The organism is Microcoleus sp. D2_18a_D3 (assembly GCF_036702455.1).
Lineage (GTDB): Bacteria > Cyanobacteriota > Cyanobacteriia > Cyanobacteriales > Microcoleaceae > Microcoleus.
In genome coordinates this window covers 21,409-46,757 of sequence record NZ_JAUBTK010000064.1, presented here as the reverse complement: position 1 = coordinate 46,757, position 25,349 = coordinate 21,409, and the positions used below count along the sequence as shown (strand labels likewise).

Below are 25,349 nucleotides of genomic sequence, written 5' to 3'. Positions count from 1 at the left end.
CCGCCCGTCCTTTTTGGACGGGCGGGACGCCCATCCCACTTTCCTTGTGGAAGTTATTTAATTCTCATTCCTTAGCCGAGAAATGTCATAATCTCTGCGATTGCCACGCGGGGACGGCTGCAGACAAAAAACGTTAAGTGAACCGTATTGTGCTACAACCAGTGGTTGGGATAGGTCCTTTCTGCCGCTAAATTATTAAAGATGACGGCGCACAAGACCAAGATTATTGATCCCTCGAAAGCAGGTGTTAGCAAAAATTTCCAGTCTGGTTTGGTCATCATTACGACTAAGGCAACTGCTCCCGAAGGCGGATGTAGAGTTCTGGTAATCTGCATAATTCCGATCGCACTAGAAACAGCCATTCCCATCGCCCAGGGAGAAGAACCGAGAAAATGCAGAATTATTAAACTGGTGAGAGCAGCTAAGAAATTGCCCCCAATGACATTCCGGGGTTGAGCCAAAGGGCTGTCTGGGACACCAAAGATCAGAACGCTTGTTGCGCCAAACGGAGCCATTAGTAAAGGAGAATTAGTTTTTACAGCAAGATAGGACGTTGCAGTAATTGCCAAAAAACTGCCAATCCAACTCCAAAAAATATGCCGAGGATGAGGTCTGTCTATTGGGCAGCTCAAGGGACACGAGCGCCATCTCCCAAAGGTTTTAAACCAATAACTTTCCCATTTCAGTTGAATTTTTTTACGGTCAATCATAAATCAGGTTACTTGATAACCAGGCTTCTTAAATTGTCTGAACTAGCCTCCGCTAAAGTTAAGATATCATAACAATTGGTCAAAAAGTAGTTAAAGGCACAGATTTTTTACTTCTATGCCACTAAAGCTGCAGCTAAGCACTCGGTTGGAACGGACTAGCCAGTTTGGTCGGTTTTGCAACAGACGTTATCGGCAGTCGCACAACTTCACCCTTAGCCACCAGAGTTATTGATGAGGGTAAAGCGAGAGGTTATTTGTAAGGTGCGATGCCCAGTAAGCATGAATTGAAAGATCGCACCCACACTTTGGATACGTCTCTAGTTCAGAATGCGATCGCCGTTTTCTGGTTAGTGCGAGCGAGACGATCGCACTCGGATATAATTACGAACTTAATCTTCGTTACGGAGAGTTTTGCCACTCGGCGGTAAGCTTGCGGAAATTGTATTGAGACGCGCCGGGGTGACAAGTAACGCAACTGCTGATATTTGCGGGTTGCGACAGCTTGACTTTGGGGTGCAGTGCTTTGAAATAGCGAGAACTGGCGACTCGGTAGGCGAGTTCTTCGTCTTTTGCTTGGGGACGGGAAAAAGTTTGCAGGTAGTTCCACACTAGCAGACGGGGGGGGTCTACTAGCAGTTTGATTGTTTGCCCGTAGTGTTGGGGATCTTGCAGCAACCGACGCCAGGTTTCTGTAGGTAAGACTTGCGGCGGTAAACCGATGTGACAGGTGGCGCAGTTTTCTAGGTACAGTTGCTGTCCGAGTTGGTAGCGATCGGGAATTCGATCGACTGTGCCATTATCTTCAATTGCAGACACTTGAGCAAGTCGCGCCGGAGAGTTAGAGCCGGCAGTCTGGGCTGCTACCCATCCGCCTCCGGTACAGCAGACAATTATCAACACCAGCAAACTTGAGTAAAGCCCCCGCAAGCCACGAGAGCGACGCTTGGGGGGGTTTTTGTGGTTCATGGTGTTTCTGCCTTCTCGCTGCTAATTTCTGCCTTCTCGCGGCGGTTTTTTTGAGCCTGCATTGATTTGTTGCCTAAATCACTGGTATGCTCATGCCTTCGCGGGCTAAGCAGGCATTGGCGAACGTTGCCTGCACCTCTGCTTCGACTCGATCGAGAAAATTGTCGTCGTGGCCCGGATCGTGGTGAAACATCACGATTTTTTTGACTCCAGCAGCTTTCGCTATTTCTACTCCTGCTTGCCAAGTCGAGTGTCCCCAGCCGACTTTCGGGGTTTTGAAGTCGTAATACTCTTCGTTGGTGTAGTTGGCGTCGTAAATCAGCACGTCGGCGTTGCGAGCTAGGTGTACCACATTGTCGTCTAGCCGATCGGGAAAATGTTCTGTATCGGTGCAGTAGACGGCCGTGTGTCCCTCCCAGGTGACTCGATATCCGATCGCCGTATTAGGATGGTTGAGCAGTGCCGTTTCTATTTTCACATCGTCGAGTTCGAGAATATCCCCAGGCGTCAAATCGTTGAATTTGAGGTCTGATTGCATCACCTGGATGGGGACGGGAAAATTGGGGTGCACCATTTGGTCGGCAAGACGGTGTTTGATTGTAGTGCCGTTGGGGGCGATCGCACCGTAAATGTGAAAGCAGTTCCCTGGGATAAAGGCGGGAGTAAAGAACGGAAACCCTTGAATGTGATCCCAGTGAGTATGACTAAAAAACATATGGGCTTCCACCGGCATTTGCCGCAGCAGGTTGAGGCCTAGAACTCGCAAACCGGTGCCGCCGTCAAAAATCAGGCGTTTTTTGCCCAATCGCATTTCTACACAGGAGGTGTTCCCTCCGTAGCGAAGTGTTTTGGTGCCGGGGGTGGCGATGCTGCCCCGCACGCCCCAAAACTGAACGACAAACTCGGTCAAAGGACTATTTTCCATAGTGGCTTTGTGATCGGAAGGCTGTGGATTGGCTAGAGAGGGTGCGGAATCTGGCATTTTTTTTAGTTTTGGCGGCAGGAACTTGGGAGTTGAAATCTTAGTTTTTACTTTTTAGTTTTTAGTCTTTAGCAATCTGTACTATAAAAAAGCGGTTTATCGGGAAACCATCCGAATGCCGCACACTTGGGCTATTAGAAGCCTAAACCGTACCGATTGGTGTAGGAGATGTCACGCTTGAAAGATTATTTTTTGCACCCTGCGGGCTGCCCGGCGTGTTCTGTGTTCTGAGATTAAGATAGCGCCGAATAAGAGTGTTCGGGTAAAATTTCCTCCAACGTAGAACGCATTTTCCAGGGGTAGAATTTGCGCTTCATCTTACTCTAGGAGTAGTATTTTTTTCACGATTGGGGCCGGGATGGAGTTTTGAGGAATGCCGTTCCGGTGACTCGGCATTCACGACTGATTTGACATTGTAGCCACCTGTGCCTCGACTGCATTCCTAGACCTGCAGCATCGCCTTAAGTTCGGCCTCCTGAGTTTTTAGTCGGGTTGCAGTCGAGGAGTGCGGGCTAGGGGCTTATTTGCGATCGGCTGCGATGCACTTTTCGACTAAGGGCATGACTTGATCGACATCTTGCCAACCCAGAATTTCCGTGACTTTTTTCTCCAAATTTTTGTAGGTTCTAAAAAATTCGGCTATTTCGTCCAAGCGGTGGGGGGCTACGTCTTTGAGGGACTTATAGTGAGCGTAGCGGGGGTCTTTGTCGGGAACGCACAAAAGTTTTTCGTCCCTGTCGCCTCCATCGATCATTTCCAGCATTCCGATCGGACGGGCTGCGATTATGCACCCTGGAAATGTGGGCTCATCCATCATTACCATGCCGTCGAGGGGGTCGCCATCATCGGCTAAGGTATTGGGTATGAAGCCGTAGTCGCACGGATATTGGACTGAGGAAGAAAGCACCCGATCGAGAGCAAAGGCTTGTAAGTCTTTATCAAATTCGTACTTGTTTTTGCTACCGGCGGTAATTTCGATGAGGACGTTGAGCAGTCCTGGTTTCGGCTGTGCCGGAATTAGCGATAAGTCCACAACAATATCTCCAAGTTAACAGATGATTGGGATGAGTGCTACTTGCCAAATCCCTTTGATAGCATTTTACGGGCGATCGGGCTCGATGCTGCATGAGATTGACCGAAAGCGGACGAGTGTGTCGCCGGCTGGGGGAATACACTCGACGGGCGAGACGCCCATCCCACACAAGAGAGAGGGGACGGGCGAGACGCCCATCCCACAGTTTGAGAGGGGAATGCTTTGTTTGGGCGATCGGAGATATTTTCAGAACCATTTATTCTTTTTACCGTCTGTCAAAATTATTTTAATTTTCAAACCCAACCACTGGCTCAGTTCGGTTGCTAACCACTTGATTTCTGATTCACTTAGTCCCTCCTTCTCTCCTAACTGATATTTGTGCTTGCCTGCTTGAACTATCATCTGATAGACTTTCCCTAATCTCACTTCCGAGTGGCGCTTCTGCATAAGTAATGATGCCGCTTGATATAACTCTCTAGGGATTGAAAAAGCAAAAATCATAACTTTTATAACTTTTATAACTTTTACACCTATACCGCTGTTTCTATATTCACGTTGTTGAATTTCCAACTGGCAAATCTCCTTCCTGGGAGATGGCTTGGCATGATTCCATCTCAACCCCAGTAGATGGCTGCTACAGCAGATTTGCTGGCGATCGATTCTGAGGCGAAGTTCTCGGCGAAACAGTGCCAACAGAAACATTACTCCTACCCTAGCTAACATTACTCCAACCAGAGCTAAGTAACCGCCGGCTATCATAATAATAACTTGACTATCTATCGGTAAATTAGTGATTTTACTGCCGTCGTTGATTGCATTTAAAATATAAACTAAAAGACAGCCGAAGGGAACAATATTCGCAGCAACCGCGGTCACAAGCAGGGCACTTAAACCCAAACTCACTTCCTGCGACGGAATTACAATTTCTACAAACTCCGAAGTTTTTGTGAGTTTAATCTCGCTACCAGGTGGCTGCAATGTTATATAATCTTTGTGAATTTTCTCGATCGAGCGGGGATTTTTGAGCGCTCGCCATGCTTCCTCAGCCGAAGATAACCGTTTGGACAAACTCGGTTCTGTCATCCACTCCAGCCAATCAATTAAACTAGGATTGAGGTGCGTGGCTCGATCTGCAAATTTAATTTTCAAATCCTGCTGCGACATTTCCGTGGGATGCAAACCCGTTACCAAATAAATTAAAGTTGCACCTAAACCGTAGAGGTCAGAAGCCGGAACCGATCGCCCGCCAAATTGTTCCGGTGCCATATATCCATAAGTTCCTACTACTGTAATTGTACCGCCAAATTTTGCAGCTTGGTTCTGCACCGAACCGAAATCAACTAAATAAATTTTTCCGATAGAGTTACCGGATCTGCTGTGCAGTAAAATATTGCTGGGTTTAATATCGCGGTGAATAACAGGCGGATTTTGCTTGTGCAAATAATTCAAAATTTCCAACAACTTTTTTACTAATTCTTTCAGTTCATTTACGCTAAAAGTACGCCCCGATCGCAAATGCTCTTCCAAAGTTTTTCCCTCTACATAAGTCTGTACCAAGGCAAATCCTTTACTCTCTGGTTCGTCAATTTCCAGATAGTCGAGGTAGCGGGGAATTGCCGGGTGAGAAAGTGCTTTTAAAGTTTCCGCTTCTCGTTCAAATAGCTTGAGGTCTTGCCATTCAAAATCGCTGCCGAGAAATAGCTGTTTGATTACAACTAATTTTTGAGTTTGCAAATCACGAGCCAGCAGCGTTTGGCGACCTGTTTGTTTTCCCAGTTGTCGCTGTACTTCGTAGCGTTCTGCTAATACTTTGCAAGTCATGTTTTTGACCTTTATTTTTTTAACTTTAAATTAAACACTTTGCTTTGATTAGATTAGATACCTGACTTCTTCTAAAACTCAGGTATCTCGTCGGTAGTTTGTGATTATTCACTACCGCTAAAAATGATAACTAATCAACCAAACACGCTCTTATTTTAAAGTTTACAGTCCGCTGTCTTTTTGATACCACCGGGCAATAAACTTGCTACTTTCCCCCTGAGATAGTGCTGTAATTAGCGAGGGTCCAATCGCAAACAAAATATAATTGGAATCCCATTCAGGTTTAAAATTCATATTTTTAAAGAAATAGATAGTTATCAAGGCGGAGATTAGCATACTAACTGAACTTAAAACCTGTCGGTGAAGTTTGGGGTTAGTGAGGGGATTAAACCACAATAGGGTCACGATCGTTATGATTATTCCATTTCCCAACCCCAGCAGCAAGCCGAAATGAAGACTCACAAAGACTGCCATAATTATCATCGTTATCCCCCCTAAAGTTATCCCGATCCAACCCGTCGTCGTCATCAAACCCATAAACAAGGAGCCGTAAATAAGTGTACAAGCTCCTGCCGCTATAACTCCGGTAACAAAACTGTACCAGATCGCACGAGTCCCTAATGCCAGGGGATGATACACGGGCTGTTTCTTTCTCAATGGCAGGGAAGATTTATTGATTTGCGGCGGTTTTTCTAGAACTTCTTTTGCCATCTGAACTGAGGCGGGACGGCGCTCTAAACTGGGATGTGTCATCCACTTCAGCCAATTGGTAAAACCGGGGCTTAGTTGGGTCATTTGCTCGAATTCGATCTGCAAATCTTTCTGCGGCAAATCGGCTGGATGCTGCTTGGTAATTAAGGCGATTAATGTTGCTCCCAAGCCATACAAGTCGGAAGCGGGAACGGCCCTCCCGCCAAATTGTTCGGGCGGCATATAGCCATAAGTTCCAACAACGGTGACTGTTTTTCCCTGTTGGGTTGCTAGGGTTTGAACTGCACCGAAATCGACTAGGTAGACTTCGCCGACGCTGTTACCCGATCGATTCTTGAGTAAGATATTGCTGGGTTTAATGTCGCGGTGAATCACCGGGGGCTGTCGCTGGTGCAGGTATGCGAGGATGTCTAATAATGCTGTTGCTAATTGTTTGACTTCGCTTTCGCTGAAGGTGCGGCCGTCTGAGAGATATTCTTGTAGGGATTTGGCTGCGATGTAAGTCTGAACTAGGGCGAATCCTTTGCGCTTGGGCGTGTCGATTTCAAAGGAGTCGAGATATCGGGGAATTGCGGGATGGGATAGGGATTTTAAGGTTTCGACTTCTCGCTCGAAAAGTTTTAAGTCTTCCCAGTTAAAGTCGCTGCTGAATGACAGGAGTTTGACTACTACTTGCTTTTGGGTTTTTAAGTCGCGGGCGAGTAAAGTTTGCCTTCCTGCTTGCTTGCCCAGCCGCCGATCGCACTGATAGCGATCGGCTAATATTTCTTTTGACAAATCGCCGATGTTTTCTCCGCTCATGTTCTTTTGCCCTAGAACCGATTAAACCTAGTGTAGTTGACAAAAGCGCAATAATCGGAAATGTTCGGGCTACAGCAAAAAAATTTCTGTCAAAGAGCAACCGCCTTTAAGAGCCAGCGATCAAGCACCATAAAGACCGGCCTGAGTTAAGCTTGAATTTAATTTTGGATTTGCTTGTAAATTGATTGCACTACGTCGAGCAGGCTCAAGACTTGCTGCCATTCGGGGGCATCGGGGTTGTAGCTTTTGGCGCGCTGAGTTTTCAAACTGTGGTGCAAGAGGGAAAGCAGCGCGTCTGGAGACTGTAAGGAATTCTCCTCTTCATCTGCTGGGGTTTGGGCTGCATTTTCTTCGATATCTTCTTTAATTTTTTGTGCTCGATCAGCCAGGGCTAAAGATCGGCCTGCAAGGTTTTCCGGCATTTTGGGCTGTTCGGACAAAGACGCGCTGGTTAGTTCTACCAATAGTTGACAGACCCGATCGACCCATTCGTGATCGTTTACTGAAAAGGAACCGGATTTGAACACTTGCCCGTCAGGTCTTTGCTGAATGCTTTGTACCTTCTGGATCAGAGGGATAGCCTTAACAGTGATGTTTTCCGGGATTCTGGGGATATCTGACAGGGAGCTCCGGGCAATCTCCAGCAATAGTTGGTAAACCTGATCTACCCACTCAACATCTCCCGATTGCGAATTCCAATTATCCATAACTGACGCTAGTGGTTTTCTATATCTAAGACTAGAACATTGACTATCTGCGAAGTCAGCTCTTTTTAGGAGCCGCTAACGCTATTAAGACTTACGCGGGCGGGGTGAGAAACCCGGTTTTTGAGCGGATGTTTCGTCGCCTTTCTCCAAGATTTTTCTCAGAAACCGGGTAACGCTGCCGCCAGTCATAACTATTTTTAAGCGCTTCAAATAATAGAAGTGCTAAGTTTGTTGCGGTAGGTAGTGCGAACGAAACACCTAGGGCGAAACCCCGGCATCTCGCTGGCAAATTCAAATCCGGTTATATAACCATAATACCTGTTGGAGCTTATTTACAATTACCTCAATAGGATATTCAGGTTAATTGGTGGTGGGATGGGAGGCGCACCCCCGATCGCGATCGCCCCCGCCCCGAACCCTGACGCCACCGCCAGCATTTGCTGTGGGCCACTGCTATTTTTCTGTGAGATTCCACACACCATCCCAGTTGAGTACGTCTGAAAACCGATGTTGAAATAACATACAGCGATCGACGTGCAATTTAGCTGCCTTGTTTTTCGGGTCAACTTCCAGAACAGCGTTAAATTCGCCTTCAGCGTCTTTAAAGGCTTGCTTGGCTTTTGGTTCTAAGGCTTTCTTAAACTCGCTCAGCAGTTTTTTCACCCGATCGAGTCCCAGGTTTTCAAATTCCTCATCTAACATTTCTGCAACTGTCTCGCAGGCCCGACTTTTAATTTTCGCCTGCAATAGCTGCCTGATTTCTGCGGGTTTCAGCCTCTTGATTTGGGGATTTGATGGTTCTAAGATGTCTGCTTCCAACAGCTTTTTGACTTCGCCTTCTTGCAAGTATTTAATATCGTCTGCTGATAGGGGCTTGATTTTTGCTTGCAGCAGCATTTTGGCTTCGTCTTCCGAGAGGTTTTTGATTCCTTCCAATTTCAGCAGTTGGATTTCTGGCTGCAACAGTACGATGAGTTTGTCTGCTTCGGACAGGTTTTTCGGGTCGTACTCTGACAGCTTTTTCAGTTGATATAACAGGTTTTTGAGTTCGTGTTCCAACTGTTGCTCTAGATTGTAGGACAGTTTCTTAATCTCTGCCTCTGGCATTTCGGCGACCTCATTTAAGATGTTTTTCACCTCACTTTCTGAGAGTCTTTGGCTGACTGGAGTTTTGTAATGTTCGCGCCCCTTGGTGTAATGTTCTATAATTTGTTGCTGTGTTTCGGTTAGTGACTTGCCCACTGGCGAGTATCCCTCGCGGATGCCGACGAGTTCGTAAACGATTACAGGTTCGCTTTTGCCTTTGACAGTAATAAAGTCGAGTTCTCGCACGTAGAGCCGATCGGCATAATCTCTGTAAGTATTGTCGCTGATAATCAAGTCTGTGCCGTACTGCTTGCTAGCGCCTTCTAAGCGAGAGGCGAGGTTTACGCCGTCTCCTATAGAAGTCAATTCCATGCGTTTGCTACTACCGATGTTGCCGCTGACAACTTCATCGGAATGTACGCCCATACCGATGCCGATCGGCAGTTCGCCATTTGCCACGCGATCTCGATTAAACTCAGCCAGTTTTTCCCGCATTTTCACCGCCGTTTGCATGGCGCACCAAGCATGATCCTCTAGGGGCGCTGGAGAGCCAAAAACTGCCATCAGAGCGTCGCCGATGTATTTGTCGAGAGTCCCACCGTACTCGAATACGACATCTACCATCACTTCAAAATATTTATTCAGCATCACTACCACTTCTTCGGCTTGCAATTTTTCCGTAAGTGTGGTATAGCTGCGAATGTCTGAGAACAGCACCGAAACGTTTTTGCGCTTACCGCCCAATCCAGTATCGCCTGAAGCTAACAAAGCTTCGGCTACTTCTGGAGTCATGTAACGGTACATCAAGTTTTTGATTTGCTTGGCGCTGCTAATATCTTCCATGACGACTAACGCGCCGTTGACCTTGTTGGGGTCGGTAGCGTCAGTCATTGAATTAATCGAGAGATTGATACTCTGCCCTTCTCCTTCCAAGGTAAGCAAAACTTGATCTGGGTAATACTGCTGGCGGTCGTTATCGTCTTCGGGAGACAAAGACGCATCAAACCATTTGGCAAAATCGCCTTTTTCTAACTTAATCAACTCGCGCAAAGATTGACCTTCGGCTAATTCTGCCTCGCTGACACCCAGTAATTTTTTGGCACTGGGATTGGTCGCTACTATATTGCCTTTTTTATCTGTAGAAATCACGCCGTTAGTCAAGGCGTGCAGCATATCTTTTTGTCTTTGTTCTTGTTGTTTGACTTCTGCAAACAGTTTGGCGTTTTGCAGCGCCACTCCTGCTTGGATGTTAAACGCCTTCATAAATTCCATGTCGTTGCGATTGAAACTCGCTTTCCACTGATCGGGGGCGTGCGGCCAATCTTCCGGGTTGTAGGGCGGGAATTCTCCTTGTCGTTTTTTATTAACTAATTGGGTGACACCAATCAATTTTTTGTCGGAGTTAAATACTGGCATACAAAGCATACTGCAAGTGCGGTAGCCCGACTTTTGATCTACTTCTTTGGAAGTGGCGGCGCGCGGGTCGTCGTACACATCAAAGGGAATCAGCAGTGGTTCGCTAGATTGGGCGACGATGCCTGCAAAACCGGCGGTTCTGGGTATGCGAATTTCTTTCAAGTTGCCGCCCATCGGGATTTTCGTCCACAGTTCGTCTTTCTCTTCGTCGATCAGCCACAGGGTGCTGCGATCGGCGTTCATGAGTTCTTGGGCCTGATCCATCACCCTTTTTAGGGTATCTTCTAAGTCTAAACTGCTCTGAGAAAGAGCGTTGACGGCATTCATCAGCGCCGTGGCGGCCCGTTGTCTTTGAGTTGCTGCGTAGAAAGACTTGGACGATTCTAGAATTAGGCGAATCGAGGGAGCAAATTCTTTAAAAACTTGTTCGTCTTCTTTAGTAAATCCGTGCCTGTCGATTTGTTCGTCTAAAGTCGGGTATTTTTCGTGATTTGGTCTGAGTTTATTAATCAGTTGAACAACTGCTACTAACTCTTTTGTGTCTTCATTAATTAGGGGCATTGCCAGCATTGTATAAGTGCGGTAGCCCGTTTTTTCATCAGTTTTTTTGGCGTTAGCCGATCGTTCGTCGTTGTAAAAATCGTAAGGGATATTAACCACTTTTTGGAACGTGGCTACTTCTCCTGCAATGCCCACGTGGGCCGGAACTCGGATTTCTAGGTTTTTGCCATTTTCGTCTTTGGCTACAATTGCCCAGAGTTCATTTTTTTCGTCGTCTAATAAAAATATCGTGCTGCGATCGGCATTCAGTAATTCCCCTGTTTTGAGGGTAATCGACTGCAACATCTCGTTGAGGATGGCGTCAAATCCCTCGCTCTCCAGGATATTGTCGAGCATTCCCAGGGTTTGATTGACAACCTTAAGTTTGTCTTCTACTTCCTTAACTACTACTGTGAAACTTTGCTTATTTAGAAGGTCGAGAATGCCGGAAAGGTTTCCTTGGCGCGGGATAATTGCACTGCTCCTAATTTCCGGGGGAGAATAATGTTCCTGATGATGATTTTCACCGCCGACAACAGCGACATCAATCACGTTGTCCAGAGAAGAGTAATTGGTGGAAGATGCAGATTTCATAGACCTTTACAGAAGCTTAAGTGTAAGGGTTAGTCTCTAAGCGAAGAGAGTGGGGAAGTTGATTAGTGAGTCACCTGTCGCACAAGACTCAAGTATGTGTGAAAGTATTTCCCAGTTTACAGAACTCCGGCCACAAGGCAAGGGAAATTCAGTTGACCTTGCTGCCCAACGGAGGGTGGGAGAGTAACGAGGCGGTGGGAGTGCTGCAATCTTTTTAGAGAGCGCGAATCTTGTTTAAATGGTTTATTAAGTGATTTTGACATTGTGCGTACCTGGTTTAAGTAGGTTCTGCCGATCTTTGAGCCGATCGCCCGCAGTAACATGAATGCGTACTGGCGGGAGGACTGCTGAAAGAGGGGTGGTATTGTGGGACTAGCCGCAATTGTGACACTACCAGTTGCTAGTGATGTGTGCCCTTCTCTACACAATTGTGGTTTTTAACTAGAATTTATCTCTATTTTGCTGTTCTGAGCTTTCATCCCACTAAATTCAAGGGGTTTTCAGCTTTTTTTTGTAAAATTTGCGGTTGACATTTTTAGTGTAACCTCCGACTCGGAAAAAACTCCGCCTTTTGGCCCCCCGATCGGCTTGAGGGTCTGATCTAAAGTTGGGCCGACTGAGTTTGGCGCAATCCGGCGGCTTCGACAAGCAGGGATTCGGCGAACGCGATGGCTTCTGTTGCTGACCGGCCACTGGCGAGTTGGGCGAGTTCTTCCCGCCGCTGCTCACTGTTGAGAGCGGCAACTCTGACTACTGTACGTTCCATTGGTTCGGAGTTGGCTGCGGCTTCGTCGATACTTGGTTCTGCTTCGATCGTCTGTTTGTTAACGCGAAAATGAAAATCAGCCATCGCAGCAATCAGCGGCTGGTGGGTGACGCAGAGAACTTGGTGTTTGTCCGAGAGTTGGTAGAGTTTTTTGGCGATCGCCCCGGCGACTCTCCCGGAGACTCCGGCGTCGATTTCGTCAAAAATCAGCGTACCGGCACTTTCTATTTGGGAAAAACAGGCTTTGATGGCGAGCAGAAAGCGGCTCATTTCTCCCCCAGAGGCGATCGCGCCTAGGGGTTGCAAAGGTTCGCCCGGATTGGGGCTGAAACAAAAGGCGATTTGGTCGGCACCGGTCGCGGTTGGGGTACAAGGCGATATCTCGACTTGAAACTGCACTTTTTCCATTGCTAACGGCTTAAGTTCTCCTACGAGGTGCGTTTCTAGTTTGAGGGCTGCTTCGCGCCGCAGAGTGGTCAGGTGGCTGCAAGCGTCTTTTAATTGCTCTAAAGCGTTCTGATATGCGAGTTCTAAGGCTTCCATTGACTCGCCTCCTTCTAAAAGTTCGTTTAGTTCGTTTTGGATGCTTTGATAGTAGGCGATCGCTTCTTTGAGCGGCCCGTATTTGCGGCAAATTTGTTTGAGTTCCCGAATCCGATCTTCTACTTCTTCGAGTCTTTCGGGATCTGCTTCTAATTGTTCGCCGTAGCTGCTAATTTGCCTGCTGGCTTCTGTGGCTTGAGCTAAAGCATCGCTGACCATTTCTAGGATTGGTTGCAACTGCACATCGTAAACCGCCATGTCGCTTAAAATTACTTCGGCCTTGCTCAACAAGTCGGCGGCTGATGCGCTGTCGCCGTCGTTTTGGTACAGGGCTTGGTGGACTTGGTAACTCTGCTGCTGCAATTCGACGACGTGGCCCAGCCGGATTGATTCGTGTTCTAGCTGTTCGAGTTCGTCGGCGTCTTCGATGTGGGCTTCGCCGAGTTCTCGGACTTGGTATTCTAACAAATCAAGTCTTTGCAGTCGCTGCTGTTCCGACTGACGCCTGCGTTTGAGGGCTGTTTTGGCGTTGTTGGCTCCCAGCCACGCGGAGGCGATGATCGATCGCGCTTCAGTGAGCTTTTTGCCGCCGTATAAATCAAGCCATTCTCGCTGGAGGGTTTCTTGTCCGAGGTGGACGGTTTGGCCTTGGGCGGTAATTTCGACCAGCCGATCGCGCAGTTGATCCATTAACTGGCGGTTGACGAGAATTCCGTTCAGGCGGGATCTGGTGCGTAGAGCACCGCTGGATGCGTTAATTTCCCGGCTGCAAACGGCTAAATTTCCGTCTATGGGTTCGATTTCTTGCTCGCCCAGCCACAAAGCTGCGGCTTTGTCCAATTCAAAGGTAGCTTCCAATATTGCCCGCGCTGCTCCGGTGCGAATCGATCGGCGATCGACTTTTCCGCCCAACACTGCATCGATCGCATCTAAGATAATCGATTTACCAGCGCCGGTTTCCCCTGTAAATACGTTCAAACTCGGGCCAAATTCTAGATCCAGGCAGTCAATTAAGGCAAAGTTTTCTATTCTGAGGGATATTAACATGAGAAATGGGGAATTGGGAATTGGGAATTGGGAATTGGGAATTGGGAATTGGGAATTGGGCATCGGGCATCGGGCATCGGGCATTGGCTCCTCCACTATCGGGTGCGTCGAATTTCCCGAGTCCAATTTTCATTTTTAACTAGAATACTTTTGATTTTGCCACGTTCTATGGAGTCTCAACCTTAATGCAAAATAAATTTCTGTTTCCCATTGCTCTATTAAGTGTTGTCTTGATTGGATCTTTTGGGTGGAATCTGCACCAAGACAAGCAGCGAGTCTATGAATTAACCATAGCGACGGGAAACAAGACAGGGATTTATTATCCTTTCGCACAAGCAATTGCTGAGGTAGTTATTCAAGAAAATCCGCGCCTGCGGATTAAAGTTGTTGAGACTCAAGGCTCGAAGGAAAATATGCGCCTGCTTCAGGCAAATAAGGCTCAGTTAGCTATAGTTCAGAACGATACTGAGGCCGTCCCTGAAGGGCGGCTAATTGCTTCTTTGTTTAAGGAAGCTTTTCATTTAATTGTTTCGGAACAGTCGGGAATTCAAAGCGTTTCTGATTTTAAAGGAAAACATATTGCGCTGATGGATAAAGGCAGCGGTTCTTACAGTGCTTTTTGGTTAGTCAGCCAACATTACGGTTTGAAAGCCAGCGATTTTAAGTCTACTCCTGGCTCTTGGGCTGAGGGTACTAAGTTGTTTGCTAGCGGCGAGGCTGATGCTATTTTTCGGGTGCTACCTCCGGGGAGCGATTTGGTTAGCGATTTGCTGCAAAATACGCGGGCCAAGTTGGTGCCCATCGACCAAGCGGCGGCGATGAAAATTAAGTTGCCTTATCTGCAAGCTAACTTGATTCCTAAGGGTACTTACAAGGGCGCTCCAGCAGTACCAGATGTAGATTTGCCTACCGTTGGGGTGGAGGCTACTCTGTTGGTTCGTCAGGATGTCCATCCGGAAATAGTTAAGGAAATTACGCAGATTTTGTTCGAGCGCCGCCGCAATTTGGTGGCTGCTAATCGTTTGGCGACCATGATTAGTCAGCCGTCCGGAAGCGGTAGTTTTGCTATACCAATACATGAGGGCGCTCAGGCTTATTACGATCGCGAAAAGCCGGATTTTTTTGCAGCAAATTCCAATGTTATCGGTTTGTCTTTTTCGTTTGTTACTCTTTTTGTTTCTTGGCTTTTGCAGTTGCGAGCGCGCTTTTTGCAGACACAAAAAAATCGAGCTGACAAGTTTAATTTGATTATTCTAAATTTGATTCAAAGAAGCCGCCAAGCCGGAACTTTTGAGGAAATAGATCGGTTGCAAGAAGAGTTATTTGAGATTTTTAAGCAAGTTATGGAGGATTTGGATCAAGATAGAATTGATGCGGATTCTTTCCATTCTTTTACTTTTAGTTGGGAAACCGCTCTAAAAATTGCGAGCGATAGGGAAAAAAGCTTGCGGAATTTGTCGCTGGTTTGCGATGATTTAAAATCTGATTTTACGGAGGTCAAAAAGATGGAAAAATAATTTATATGAGCAGTTATTAGTTATTGGTTATTGGTTATTGGTTATTAGTTCATTCCTTACCGCTATAAGTAGTTTCACACTACTTATAGCGGTAAGGTACGCCTAGCGTACCCTACGTAATTGATAAGAGGAGTTATAAGTCATTATAGCAATCCTAAATGATTCAGATAAATTTGTAGGGGTAGTGCCTTTCTTTGCCTACGCCCTATCTATCGGACAACCGGGCGTGGGATTGCCCCTACAAGAATTATGCAAATGATGCGAGGATTGCTATAGTAACATGGGAATTGGGAATTGGGAATTGGGAATTGGGAACTGGGAATTGGGAATTGGGCCTAAAAGCATCGGACAATTTTAGATTTTAGATTGTAGATTTTAGATTGTAGATTTTAGATTGCAATACTCCGGACAGTTTTTGGAACGATACTACAAGTCTTACAGGGCAAGCATCATAAAAAAGTCGAATTAAATGCCGCGTCTGGGGTAGAGGTGATATTGATTTAATTATCCACGCTCGCCTCAAAGTCCTATGGAATAAGCCATTGGGCCATATAAAAAGTGTCCGGACTATTGTAGATTGAGTGGTAATCTTAATCTAAAATCCCCTATGGGAAATCCCCCAGGGATGGGGGCTAAAAGCATCGACAAAACAGGGAATTGGCTATTGGCTCCTCCACAATCGGGCGCATCGAATTTTCCGAGTCCTATTTTCATTTTCATCGATAATACTTTTGATTTTGCCATTCTAACGATCGAGTCTCAACCTCTATGCAAAATAAATTTCTGCTTCCCGTTGCTCTAGTAAGCGTTGTCCTGATTGGAGTTTTTGGCTGGACTCTGCACCAAGACAAGCAGCGAGTCCATGAATTAACCATAGCGACGGGAAGCAAGACAGGCCATTCTTATCCTTTCGGACAAGCAATTGCTGAGGTAGTTATGCAACAAAATCCGCGCCTGCGGATTAAAGTTGTTGAGAATCAAGGCACTAACGAAAATATGCGCCGGCTTGAGGCAAATGAGGTGCAGTTAGCTATTGTCCAGAACGATACGGTGACAGTGCCCCAAGCGCGGGTAATTGCTTCTTTGTATAAGCAAGTTTTTCATTTAATTGTTTCGGAACAGTCGGGAATTCAAAGCGTTTCTGATTTAAAAGGAAAACATATTGCGCTGATGGATAAAAACAACCCTTCTTACAGTTCTTTTTGGTTGATCAGCAAACATTACGGTTTGAAACCAAGCGATTTTAAGTCTACTCCTGGCTCTTGGACTGAGGCTACTAAGTTGTTTGCTAGCGGCGAGGTTGATGCTATTTTTCGGGTGCAACCTCTGGGGAGCGATTGGGTTAGCGATTTGCTGCAAAATACGCCGGGGAAGTTGGTGCCCATCGACCAAGCGGCGGCGATAAAAATTAAGCGGCCTTATCTGGAAGCTGACTTGATTCCTAAGGGTACTTACAAGGGCGAGCCGGCAGTACCAGATGTAGATTTGCCTACCGTTGGGGTGGAGGCTACTCTGTTGGTTCGTCAGGATGTCGATCCGGAAATAGTTAAGGAAATTACGCAGATTTTGTTCGAGCGCCGCCGCAATTTGGTGGCTGCTGATTCTTTGGCGACCATGATTAGTCAGCCGTCCGGAAGCGGTAGTTTTGCTATACCAATACATGAGGGCGCTCAGGCTTATTACGATCGCGAAAAGCCGCATTTTTTTGCAGCAAATTCCAATGTTATCGGTTTGTCTTTTTCGTTTGTTACTCTTTTTGTTTCTTGGCTTTTGCAGTTGCGAGCGCGCTTTTTGCAGACACAAAAAAATCGAGCTGACAAGTTTAATTTGATTATTCTAAATTTGATTCAAAGAAGCCGCCAAGCCGGAACTTTTGAGGAAATAGATCGGTTGCAAGAAGAGTTATTTGAGATTTTTAAGCAAGTTATGGAGGATTTGGATCAAGATAGAATTGATGCGGATTCTTTTCATTCTTTTACTTTTACTTGGGAAACAGCTCTTAAAATTGCGACCGATCGGGAAAAAGCCTTGCGGAATTTGTCGCTGGTTTCCCATGATTTAAAAGCTGATTTGACTCCTGTGAAAAATATGGAAAAATAATTGAGATTAGCAGTTATTAGCTATTGGTTATTGGTTATTAGTTCATTCCTGGACGCAAAAAGTGATTTCACTCTACTTATAGCGGTAAGGTACGCCTAGCGTACCCTACGTAATTGATAAGAGGAGTTATAAGTCATTATAGCAATCCTAAATGATTCAGATAAATTTGTAGGGGTAGTGCCTTTCTTTGCCTACCCGCTATCTATCGGGCAACCGGGCGTGGGATTGCCCCTACAAGAATTATGCAAATGATGCGAGGATTGCTATAGTAACATGGGAATTGGAAATTGGGAATTGGGAATTGGGAACTGGGAATTGGGCATTGGGCCTAAAAGCATCGGACAATTGTAGATTTTAGATTGTAGATTTTAGATTGAGTGGTAATCTTAATCTAAAATCCCCTAGGGGAAATCCCCCATCGGATGGGGGCTAAAAGCATCGACAAAACAGGGAATTGGCTATTGGCTCCTCCACAATCGGGCGCATCGAATTTTCCGAGTCCTATTTTCATTTTCATCGATAATACTTTTGATTTTGCCATTCTAACGATCGAGTCTCAACCTCTATGCAAAATAAATTTCTGTTTCCCATTGCTCTATTAAGTGTTGTCTTGATTGGAGCTTTTGGGTGGAATCTGCACCAAGACAAGCAGCGAGTTTATGAATTAACGTTGGCGACGGGAACCAAGACAGGCTTTTATTATCCTTTCGGACAAGGAATTGCTGAGGTAGTTATTCAACAAAATCCGCGCCTGCGGATTAAAGTTGTTGAGACTCAAGGCTCTGAGGAAAATATGCGCCGGCTTGAGGCAAATGAGGCTCAGTTAGCTATTGTCCAGAACGATACGGCTGCTGTGCCCCAAGCGCGGGTAATTGCTTCTTTGTATAAGGAAGTTTTTCATTTAATTGTTTCGGAACAGTCGGGAATTCAAAGTGTTTCTGATTTAAAAGGAAAACATATTGCGCTGATGGCTCAAGGCAGCGGTTCTTATAGTTCTTTTTGGTTTGTCAGCAAACATTACGGTTTGAAAGCAAGCGATTTTCAGTATACTGCTGGCTCTTGGACTGAGGCTACTAAGTTGTTTGCTAGCGGCGAGGTTGATGCTATTTTTCGGGTGCTACCTCTGGGGAACGATTTGGTTAGCGATTTGCTGCAAAATACGCAGGGAAAGTTGGTGCCCATCGACCAAGCGGCGGCGATGAAAATTAAGTTGCCTTATCTGGAAGCTAACTTGATTCCTAAGGGTACTTACAAGGGCGCTCCAGCAGTACCCGATGTGGATTTGCCTAGCGTTGAGGTGCAGGCTACTCTGTTGGTTCGTCAGGATGTCGATCCGGAAATAGTTAAGGAAATTACGCGGATTTTGTTCGAGTACCGCCGCAATTTGGTGGCTGCTAATTCTTTGGCAGCCATGATTAGTCAGCCGTCGGAAAGCGGCGGTTTGGCTTTGCCCGTACATGAGGGCGCTCAGGCTTATTACGATCGCGAAAAGCCGGATTTTATAGCAGCAAATTCCAATGTTATCGGTTTGTCTTTTTCGTTTGTTACTCTTTTTGCTTCTTGGATTTTGCAGTTGCGAGCGCGCTTTTTGCAGCAACAAAAAAATCGAGCTGACAAGTTTAATTTGATTATTCTAAATTTGATTCAAAGAAGCCGCCAAGCCGGAACTTTTGAGGAAATAGATCGGTTGCAAGAAGAGTTATTTGAGATTTTTAAGCAAGTTATTGTGGATTTGGATGAAGATAGAATTGATGCGGATTCTTTTCATTCTTTTACTTTTACTTGGGAAACAGCTCTAAAAATTACGGCTGAGCGAGAAAAAGTCTTGCGTAATTGGTCGCTGGCTTCCCATGATTTAAAAGCTGATTTTACGGATGTCAAAAAGATGGAAAAATAATTTACATTAGCAGTTATTAGTTATTGGTTATTGGTTATGAGTTCATTCCTGGGCGCAAAAACAGGTTTCACACTACTTATAGCGGTAAGGTACGCCTAGCGTACCCTACTTAATTTATAAGAGGAGTTATAAGTCATTAGTTATTAGTTATTTAGGAGTGGCTCCAATAATGGATGACCAATAACCAATGCCCAGATCCCATTTTTTATTCAATAAAATTCAAGTGTTTTCTAGCAGCAACCGTTACCATTCTCCCGCGATTTGTCCGCTGCAAAAATCCGATTTGCATTAAGTAGGGTTCGTATACATCCTCAATGGTTTGAGTGTCTTCTCCTGTAGAAGCTGCGAGGGTTTCTAAGCCCACTGGGCCGCCGTTAAAGTTCTCAATCATTGCTGTCAAAATCCGCCGATCTGTCCAATCTAAACCTAGCGGATCGACGTTGAATAATTCCAGGGCGAGTGAGGCCACTTCGGCATCAATTGGCTTTAAGTTTTTGACTTCGCTGTAGTCTCTAACTCGCCGCAGCAAACGGTTAGCGATGCGGGGGGTTCCGCGAGCTCGGCGGGCAATTTCTGTGGCTCCTTCTGGGGTTATTTGAGTGTCGAGAACTTGGGCGGTTCGTTGGACAATTAGACTAAGTTCGTCTATTTCGTAGTAGCGCAATCTTTGGATTAAGCCGAAGCGATCGCGCAATGGAGATGTCAGCGATCCGACTTTTGTAGTTGCGCCTACTAAGGTAAAGGGTTTCAGGGGAATGCTGCGGATTTTGGCGCTTTTTCCTTGACCGATCGTAATATCTAAGCGGCAGTCTTCCATCGCCGGATAGAGGATTTCTTCTGTAACTTTAGATAAGCGGTGAATTTCGTCGATAAACAGCACGTCGCCTGCTTTGAGGTTGATCAGCAATCCGACAATATCTCGCGGTTTTTCTAAAGCTGGGGCGGTGGTGATTTTGCATTCAACTTCCATTTCTGCTGCTAAAATTAGCGACATTGTGGTTTTTCCCAACCCTGGAGGCCCGTATAATAACAGGTGATCCATAGGTTCGCCGCGAGATTTGGCTGCTGCAATTGCGATCGCCAAAACTTCTCTCAAGTCTTTTTGCCCGATGTATTCAGCTAACCGCTGGGGTCGGATTTTGTCGTCTTGTTTGCTATTGATTTCGTCGGGTAGTTCTTGCGCTTCTACCAGAGATTCCGCCTGGGGTTTGGCGGCTTTTTTGCGACGGGCAGGGGCTATGTCTTCAGGTAGATTTGGATCGGGGGGCTGTTGTTTGGAGGATATAATAGCCATATTTATCTGCGTTCGGGCAGCGGGAAGTGTTTACAATTGTTAGCAGAATCTTTAAAATTATTGAGTTCGTTATGAGTATTCCATCTTCTTTATTAGCATCGGAAAGCATAACTTTTGAGGGGGCGATCGAGCTGACTCAATCTTTACTGTCGTTCATGGAGGCCGATCGACTTTTACAAGCCGACATCCAGCAAGCTGTTACATCTCTGGTGAAAACACAGAACGGTGCTAGGGGTTTTTTTGTCACCTATCTAACGGACGATCGACCGGAGGCAGATCACCCGTCACCCGGAGTAGTCGAGGCGCTGCGATCGGCTCCTGAGATCGTAGCAGAACTGCTGGTGAAAAATTTGGCGATGTCGGCGGCAATGGTTGTACATCATTCGCGCCAGCAAAAGGAGGAAATGGCGGCCGATTCTGCTAGAGTGCAGGAGCGATCGCGCAATTTAATTCAAATGCTGCAAATGCCAGCGTGTCAAACTATAGGGTCGCAAATGCTAGAAAGTTTGCACAGTGGCAACGGCGAGTATGAAAAATTTTTCCAGCGGTGGGGCTACGACGACGAGCAAAAACTAGCGCTCGGTTCAGCAGTTCGATCGGCGATCGGCTAAAATAACCTCCGAAGGAAGGGGAAAGAAGAAAGAAGGAAGAAGCCCAAGCCAGGGTGGCAGATCCTTGATCAAAGCGGCGGGGCTGTGGAATAATTGCGGTTTAGCAAAAGCTGCACAATTGTAGCTTGAGTTGATTTAGGTGTGAAGCGAGTGAACGAGGGCGAAAAAATTGCTGAGAACGGTGAAAGGAGTTGCCCAAAAGGCCCGAAGGGTGCGCGGCAGGCTGCCCGCAAGTACGTCCCGCCGGTGGGCGAAGCTGAATCTGCTGGCAACCTTGGTGCGCCGGGACTTGGAATCTCAATACAAAGGCTCGATTCTGGGCAATTTGTGGCCGCTGCTGAATCAGCTATCGCAATTGGTGATTTACACTTATGTATTTTCGATCGTCCTCAAGGTAAAGCTAAGCCTCGCAGGCTTCCCAGAAAACAGCGACATTACATTTGGAGTCTGGTTGTTTGCAGGTTTGCTGCCTTGGACTGCCTTCACCAGCGGTTTGATCAAGTCGGCAGTATCGGTGGTGGGACAGCCGAATTTAGTGAAAAAAGTGGTATTTCCCCTCGGTTTGCTGCCCCTAGTGCCGATTTTTACAGCTTTTCTTGAAAGTTCTCTGGGTTTAGCAGCTTTGATTGTGATAGTAGCAGTATCGTCGCAAAAGCTCAACGCTACTTTATGCTTACTGCCGCTGGTGTGGGTGCCTCAGTTGCTGATAACTGCTGGTTTGGGATATTTGACAGCGGGCTTGACTGTATTTTTGCGAGACATTCCTCAGACATTAGGTGTTATTCTAAATTTTTGGTTTTATTTGACGCCGATCGTCTACCCAGCATCAATCATCCCCCAAGAGTGGCGAGGGTGGGTATTTTGGCTAAATCCAATGGCCGCCATCTCGGAGGTTTATCGAGACCTCATACTGCTTGGAGAAGTTAAGCATTGGGGCGAATGGGGTGTCGCCACGCTGATTTCTGCTGTTATATTTTGTGGAGGTTTGGCGGTTTACCGGCGTTTGCGTCCCGCTTTTGCTGACGTGCTGTAAATTTGTTTGAGATATACAGTCAATCTAAAATCTAAAATCCCAATAAAGGTTTGTAGTGAGGACTTTACTCCTCATAAAAATCCGAGGACTAAAGTCCTGACTACAAATCTATTTTTAGTGAGAGCGGACATAATATCAATCTAAAATCTAAAATCTAAAATCTAAAATCTAAAATCGGATGACAGAAAATGTAATTTCACTAAAAAATGTTTCCAAATGCTTTAAGCGGTACGATCGTCCAGGAGACCGCTTAAAGGAAATTATTTACCCCAGCAAAAAACTGGCTGACGAATTTTGGGCCCTACACGACATCAATCTGGAAATTCCTCAAGGACAAACTCTGGGAATCGTCGGTCGCAACGGTTCAGGAAAAAGCACTCTCCTGCAAATAATTGTAGGGACGCTGACTCCTACCACAGGAAGCGTGGATGTTAAAGGGCGAGTCTCCGCTTTGTTGGAACTCGGAAGCGGGTTTAACCCGGAATTTACCGGGCGACAAAATGTGTTTTTTAACGCTCAGTTACTGGGATTTAATCAAAAAGAAACTGAAGAAAAATTTGACGATATAGCTGCTTTTGCTGATATTGGCGATTTCATCGAACAGCCAGTCAAAACTTATTCTAGCGGTATGTTTGTCAGACTAGCTTTTGCCGTTGCGACTAGCGTCGAGCCAGATATTTTGGTGGTTGACGAGGCGCTTTCGGTGGGGGACGAAGCTTTTCAACGCAAGTGTTTTGCCCGCTTGCAAAGCATTCAAGAAGGTGGCGGAACGATTTTATTTGTTTCTCACGCTGCTACTTCTGTGGTGCAACTTTGTACGTCGGCGATTTTAATGGATAGCGGTGAATTGCTGCTTGCTCACACGCCGAAAGTGGTAATTTCTAAGTATCAAAAGCTGATTTATGCCGATCCGGATCAGGTTTTGGGGTTGAAGTCAGATATTCGAGCTCTGAACCAACTGACAAAACAGGAAAGTCAAGACCACCTTCAGGATGCTAATTTAGAAAGCACAAAGAGGGAAGTTAAACCCGCTCAACATCTCTCCAAACCCAAGGAATATTACGAGGAATTTTACGATCCGGGGATGATACCGTCGAATACGGTAAGGTATCCGTCTCGCGGAGCGGAAATTATCAATCCCCACATCGAGACGCTGAAGGGAAATGTGGTAAATCACTTGCTTGGTCGTCAAGATTATATTTACACTTACTCTGTCACTTTCTCCCGGTCAACTTCCAAAGTTAGGTTTGGAATGTTGATTAAAACGATTAGCGGTTTTGAGTTGGCGGGTGCTTCTTTGAAGGCTTCTACTCAGTCAGTTAGGTATGTGGAAGCTGGAACGACAATTGTAGTGAAGTTTAATTTTAAATGTTTGCTGAATCCGGGTGTTTATTTTCTGAATGCTGGGGTTGTGGGAACGGTAGATGGAGATTTAACTTATCTGGATCGCTGCGTTGATGTGGCGATGTTTAGGGTTCAGTCTTGTACTGAGTCCTGCGGTAACGGTATCGTTGACTTGCTGATCGAACCGTGTTTAACTGTTGTTAATGCTGATACTCTAGTGAAAGAGCAGTCAACAGAGGTTATCTAAAATTCTGTAAAAACAATGAACGATATCAATTTAGATTTAGTAGAAAATCCCGTAATCAAAGCATTTATTCAAGATCAAGCTAAGTTTCCCGAAAATTTTAAACTGCATATCTGCGAAGACGATGAAATGTATTTGTTCAGCTTGAACAACGTCCAAGACGATCGCGAGCGGGCTTGGGTGCGCTATTATTCGATCGGGCGTCGCATCTTGGATACGGTTAAACAAGTTGTGGAATGGCATTTTGGCAGTTTTGAAAATGTACCCTCTTTTCTAGATTTTGCCTGCGGTTACGGTCGATTTACCAGGTTTTTGATTCAGGAAATACCGCCGGAACGAATTTGGGTTTCTGATATTTATGCTAATGCGGTTAAGTTTCAAACTGAATACTTGGGGGTCAACGGTATTGTCTCAACGGGAAAACCAGAAAATTATTTAATTGACCGCAAGTTTGACTGCATTCTGGCTAATTCTTTTTTCAGCCATATGCCGGAAAGAACTTTTACAAGTTGGCTGCAAAATTTGTACGATTTGTTGACTCCTAATGGCGTTTTGATGTTTAGCGTTCACGATGAGTGTTTGCGGGCTCCTGATGTAGAAATGCCTGCCAGCGGTATTTTGTTCAGCGCCAACAGCGAAAGTCAGTCTTTAGACAAGGAAGAATACGGCACAACTTATGTAACTGAAAAGTTTGTAAGAGAAACTGTCGAGCGAGTTAGCGGAGGCAAAGCTTTTGTTCACCGCATCAAAAAAGGGATATGCAGGTTTCAGGATTTGTATGTTGTCACAAAGGAGCTAGTTAAACATTTTTCGGAGTTGAAATTCAATCATCACCCGGAAGGATATATTGATGTTGCTGCTTTTACGAATCAGGAGAATTTGTATCTAGAAGGATGGGTAGCTGATGTGAATCTCGACGGTCGAATTGAGGAGCTGCAAGTGCTGGTAAACGGCGAGGTTGTACAGAGATGCGAGCCTTTTTACGATCGCCCGGATGTGGCTGGATATTTTGAAACTGATGGGGCTTTGCAGTCTGGTTGGAGCTGTTATTTACCCAAAAAGACTGTGGCGCTGGAGGATGTGTTAATAGTCAAAGCAATCAATAACTATGGTTGGGAATGGATTCTGGAAACTTGCACTGTTAACTCGCTGATTAACCAAAGACAATCGCAGTCTTTATTGGGGTCTACTAAGACCAAACTCAAATTACTTGAGACTCAGTTAGCGTCGGCTAGGACAGAAGGGGAGCAAAATCAAAATAAGTTAATGATTACTCAAACAAAGTTGGAAGAATATCAAAGAAACTTGCAAGAAACTCAAACTCAATTAGTTTCAGCTCAAACGCAATTGGAGCAAACTCAAAAGCAGTTAGTATCTGTGCAAACGCAGTTGGATAAAACACAAAATCAGCTAATTAATCTCAAGGAAGAACTAGAGCAAGCGAAGTGTCGGGTTTTGGCAATGGAAAGCAGCAAGTTCTGGAAGCTCAGAAGCGCGTGGTTTCAAGTCAGGCAATCCCTGGGCTTAGCGGGAGAGTAACGAGTAAATTTGGTGTGGGAATTAGGGCGAGGGAGAAGGGAGATAAA

Annotated in this window: 18 protein-coding genes; 8 read left to right on the top strand and 10 right to left on the bottom strand. The window is 45.8% G+C overall.

Translation table 11 applies throughout. From position 1 onward, the window contains the following. Nucleotides 1-152 precede the first annotated feature (152 nt). Nucleotides 153-710, bottom strand: a complete 558-nt coding sequence (locus QUB06_RS24715; protein WP_333437528.1) for an HPP family protein — start codon at nt 708-710, stop codon at nt 153-155. 266 nt (nt 711-976) lie between these two features. Here QUB06_RS24715 and QUB06_RS24710 point away from each other — a divergent pair, with 266 nt between their 5' ends. Beyond that, on the top strand, nt 977-1,138 hold the full coding sequence (locus QUB06_RS24710; RefSeq protein ID WP_333437527.1) for a hypothetical protein: 162 nt from the start codon (nt 977-979) through the stop codon (nt 1,136-1,138). Here the strand turns inward: QUB06_RS24710 and QUB06_RS24705 are convergent. The 8 genes from QUB06_RS24705 to recN all read right to left on the bottom strand — a co-directional run bounded on the left by QUB06_RS24705 (nt 1,110) and on the right by recN (nt 13,723). Next, on the bottom strand, nt 1,110-1,676 hold the full coding sequence (locus QUB06_RS24705; RefSeq protein WP_333437526.1) for a diheme cytochrome C: 567 nt from the start codon (nt 1,674-1,676) through the stop codon (nt 1,110-1,112). The two genes, QUB06_RS24710 and QUB06_RS24705, sit on opposite strands and share 29 nt — an antisense overlap. A gap of 73 nt (nt 1,677-1,749) precedes the next feature. After that, nucleotides 1,750-2,658 (bottom strand): MBL fold metallo-hydrolase, encoded by a 909-nt coding sequence (locus QUB06_RS24700; RefSeq protein ID WP_333437525.1) that lies wholly within the window; start codon nt 2,656-2,658, stop codon nt 1,750-1,752. Nucleotides 2,659-3,178: 520 nt separating this feature from the next. Continuing rightward, nucleotides 3,179-3,691, bottom strand: coding sequence for an inorganic diphosphatase (locus QUB06_RS24695; protein ID WP_006634582.1), 513 nt, complete (start codon nt 3,689-3,691; stop codon nt 3,179-3,181). Between the two features lie 246 nt (nt 3,692-3,937). Continuing rightward, nucleotides 3,938-5,512: a serine/threonine-protein kinase gene (locus QUB06_RS24690; protein ID WP_333437524.1), complete on the bottom strand. Its 1,575-nt coding sequence runs from the start codon at nt 5,510-5,512 to the stop codon at nt 3,938-3,940. Between the two features lie 162 nt (nt 5,513-5,674). After that, complete coding sequence (locus QUB06_RS24685; protein ID WP_333437523.1) at nt 5,675-7,024, bottom strand: serine/threonine-protein kinase; 1,350 nt, start codon at nt 7,022-7,024, stop codon at nt 5,675-5,677. Between the two features lie 158 nt (nt 7,025-7,182). Next, nucleotides 7,183-7,731, bottom strand: coding sequence for an inorganic pyrophosphatase (locus tag QUB06_RS24680; protein WP_333437522.1), 549 nt, complete (start codon nt 7,729-7,731; stop codon nt 7,183-7,185). A 453-nt stretch (nt 7,732-8,184) separates the two neighbouring features. Further along, nucleotides 8,185-11,367 (bottom strand): GAF domain-containing protein, encoded by a 3,183-nt coding sequence (locus QUB06_RS24675; protein ID WP_333437521.1) that lies wholly within the window; start codon nt 11,365-11,367, stop codon nt 8,185-8,187. A 601-nt stretch (nt 11,368-11,968) separates the two neighbouring features. Further along, complete coding sequence (gene recN, locus QUB06_RS24670) at nt 11,969-13,723, bottom strand: DNA repair protein RecN (protein WP_333437531.1); 1,755 nt, start codon at nt 13,721-13,723, stop codon at nt 11,969-11,971. Nucleotides 13,724-13,908: 185 nt separating this feature from the next. Here recN and QUB06_RS24665 point away from each other — a divergent pair, with 185 nt between their 5' ends. The 3 genes from QUB06_RS24665 (at nt 13,909) to QUB06_RS24655 (ending at nt 19,237) form a co-directional block, all read left to right on the top strand. Beyond that, on the top strand, nt 13,909-15,240 hold the full coding sequence (locus QUB06_RS24665) for a TAXI family TRAP transporter solute-binding subunit (RefSeq protein ID WP_333437520.1): 1,332 nt from the start codon (nt 13,909-13,911) through the stop codon (nt 15,238-15,240). A gap of 768 nt (nt 15,241-16,008) precedes the next feature. Next, nucleotides 16,009-17,340, top strand: coding sequence for a TAXI family TRAP transporter solute-binding subunit (locus tag QUB06_RS24660; RefSeq protein ID WP_333437519.1), 1,332 nt, complete (start codon nt 16,009-16,011; stop codon nt 17,338-17,340). A 565-nt stretch (nt 17,341-17,905) separates the two neighbouring features. Continuing rightward, nucleotides 17,906-19,237, top strand: a complete 1,332-nt coding sequence (locus QUB06_RS24655) for a TAXI family TRAP transporter solute-binding subunit (RefSeq protein ID WP_333437518.1) — start codon at nt 17,906-17,908, stop codon at nt 19,235-19,237. Between the two features lie 205 nt (nt 19,238-19,442). Here QUB06_RS24655 and ruvB read toward each other — a convergent pair whose 3' ends face one another. Then, complete coding sequence (gene ruvB, locus QUB06_RS24650; protein WP_333437517.1) at nt 19,443-20,531, bottom strand: Holliday junction branch migration DNA helicase RuvB; 1,089 nt, start codon at nt 20,529-20,531, stop codon at nt 19,443-19,445. 71 nt (nt 20,532-20,602) lie between these two features. Between ruvB and QUB06_RS24645 the strand changes: the two genes are divergently transcribed. From QUB06_RS24645 to QUB06_RS24630, 4 genes are all read left to right on the top strand, one after another. Further along, nucleotides 20,603-21,142: a hypothetical protein gene (locus tag QUB06_RS24645; RefSeq protein ID WP_333437516.1), complete on the top strand. Its 540-nt coding sequence runs from the start codon at nt 20,603-20,605 to the stop codon at nt 21,140-21,142. A gap of 181 nt (nt 21,143-21,323) precedes the next feature. After that, nucleotides 21,324-22,175, top strand: coding sequence for an ABC transporter permease (locus QUB06_RS24640; protein ID WP_445251419.1), 852 nt, complete (start codon nt 21,324-21,326; stop codon nt 22,173-22,175). Nucleotides 22,176-22,353: 178 nt separating this feature from the next. Beyond that, nucleotides 22,354-23,766, top strand: a complete 1,413-nt coding sequence (locus QUB06_RS24635) for an ABC transporter ATP-binding protein (protein ID WP_333437515.1) — start codon at nt 22,354-22,356, stop codon at nt 23,764-23,766. Nucleotides 23,767-23,781: 15 nt separating this feature from the next. Continuing rightward, on the top strand, nt 23,782-25,302 hold the full coding sequence (locus QUB06_RS24630; RefSeq protein WP_333437514.1) for a methyltransferase: 1,521 nt from the start codon (nt 23,782-23,784) through the stop codon (nt 25,300-25,302). Nucleotides 25,303-25,349 lie beyond the last annotated feature (47 nt).

What these genes read in the sequence shown, in the direction of transcription:
- QUB06_RS24645 (WP_333437516.1), top strand. Translation starts at nt 20,603, where the DNA reads ATGAGTATTCCATCTTCTTTATTAGCATCGGAAAGCATAACTTTTGAG.
- QUB06_RS24635 (WP_333437515.1), top strand. Translation starts at nt 22,354, where the DNA reads ATGACAGAAAATGTAATTTCACTAAAAAATGTTTCCAAATGCTTTAAG.
- QUB06_RS24660 (WP_333437519.1), top strand. Translation starts at nt 16,009, where the DNA reads ATGCAAAATAAATTTCTGCTTCCCGTTGCTCTAGTAAGCGTTGTCCTG.
- QUB06_RS24700 (WP_333437525.1), bottom strand. Translation starts at nt 2,658, where the DNA reads ATGCCAGATTCCGCACCCTCTCTAGCCAATCCACAGCCTTCCGATCAC.
- QUB06_RS24675 (WP_333437521.1), bottom strand. Translation starts at nt 11,367, where the DNA reads ATGAAATCTGCATCTTCCACCAATTACTCTTCTCTGGACAACGTGATT.
- QUB06_RS24710 (WP_333437527.1), top strand. Translation starts at nt 977, where the DNA reads ATGCCCAGTAAGCATGAATTGAAAGATCGCACCCACACTTTGGATACG.
- QUB06_RS24665 (WP_333437520.1), top strand. Translation starts at nt 13,909, where the DNA reads ATGCAAAATAAATTTCTGTTTCCCATTGCTCTATTAAGTGTTGTCTTG.
- QUB06_RS24680 (WP_333437522.1), bottom strand. Translation starts at nt 7,731, where the DNA reads ATGGATAATTGGAATTCGCAATCGGGAGATGTTGAGTGGGTAGATCAG.
- ruvB (WP_333437517.1), bottom strand. Translation starts at nt 20,531, where the DNA reads ATGGCTATTATATCCTCCAAACAACAGCCCCCCGATCCAAATCTACCT.
- QUB06_RS24685 (WP_333437523.1), bottom strand. Translation starts at nt 7,024, where the DNA reads ATGAGCGGAGAAAACATCGGCGATTTGTCAAAAGAAATATTAGCCGAT.
- QUB06_RS24690 (WP_333437524.1), bottom strand. Translation starts at nt 5,512, where the DNA reads ATGACTTGCAAAGTATTAGCAGAACGCTACGAAGTACAGCGACAACTG.
- QUB06_RS24630 (WP_333437514.1), top strand. Translation starts at nt 23,782, where the DNA reads ATGAACGATATCAATTTAGATTTAGTAGAAAATCCCGTAATCAAAGCA.
- QUB06_RS24705 (WP_333437526.1), bottom strand. Translation starts at nt 1,676, where the DNA reads ATGAACCACAAAAACCCCCCCAAGCGTCGCTCTCGTGGCTTGCGGGGG.
- QUB06_RS24655 (WP_333437518.1), top strand. Translation starts at nt 17,906, where the DNA reads ATGCAAAATAAATTTCTGTTTCCCATTGCTCTATTAAGTGTTGTCTTG.
- recN (WP_333437531.1), bottom strand. Translation starts at nt 13,723, where the DNA reads ATGTTAATATCCCTCAGAATAGAAAACTTTGCCTTAATTGACTGCCTG.
- QUB06_RS24715 (WP_333437528.1), bottom strand. Translation starts at nt 710, where the DNA reads ATGATTGACCGTAAAAAAATTCAACTGAAATGGGAAAGTTATTGGTTT.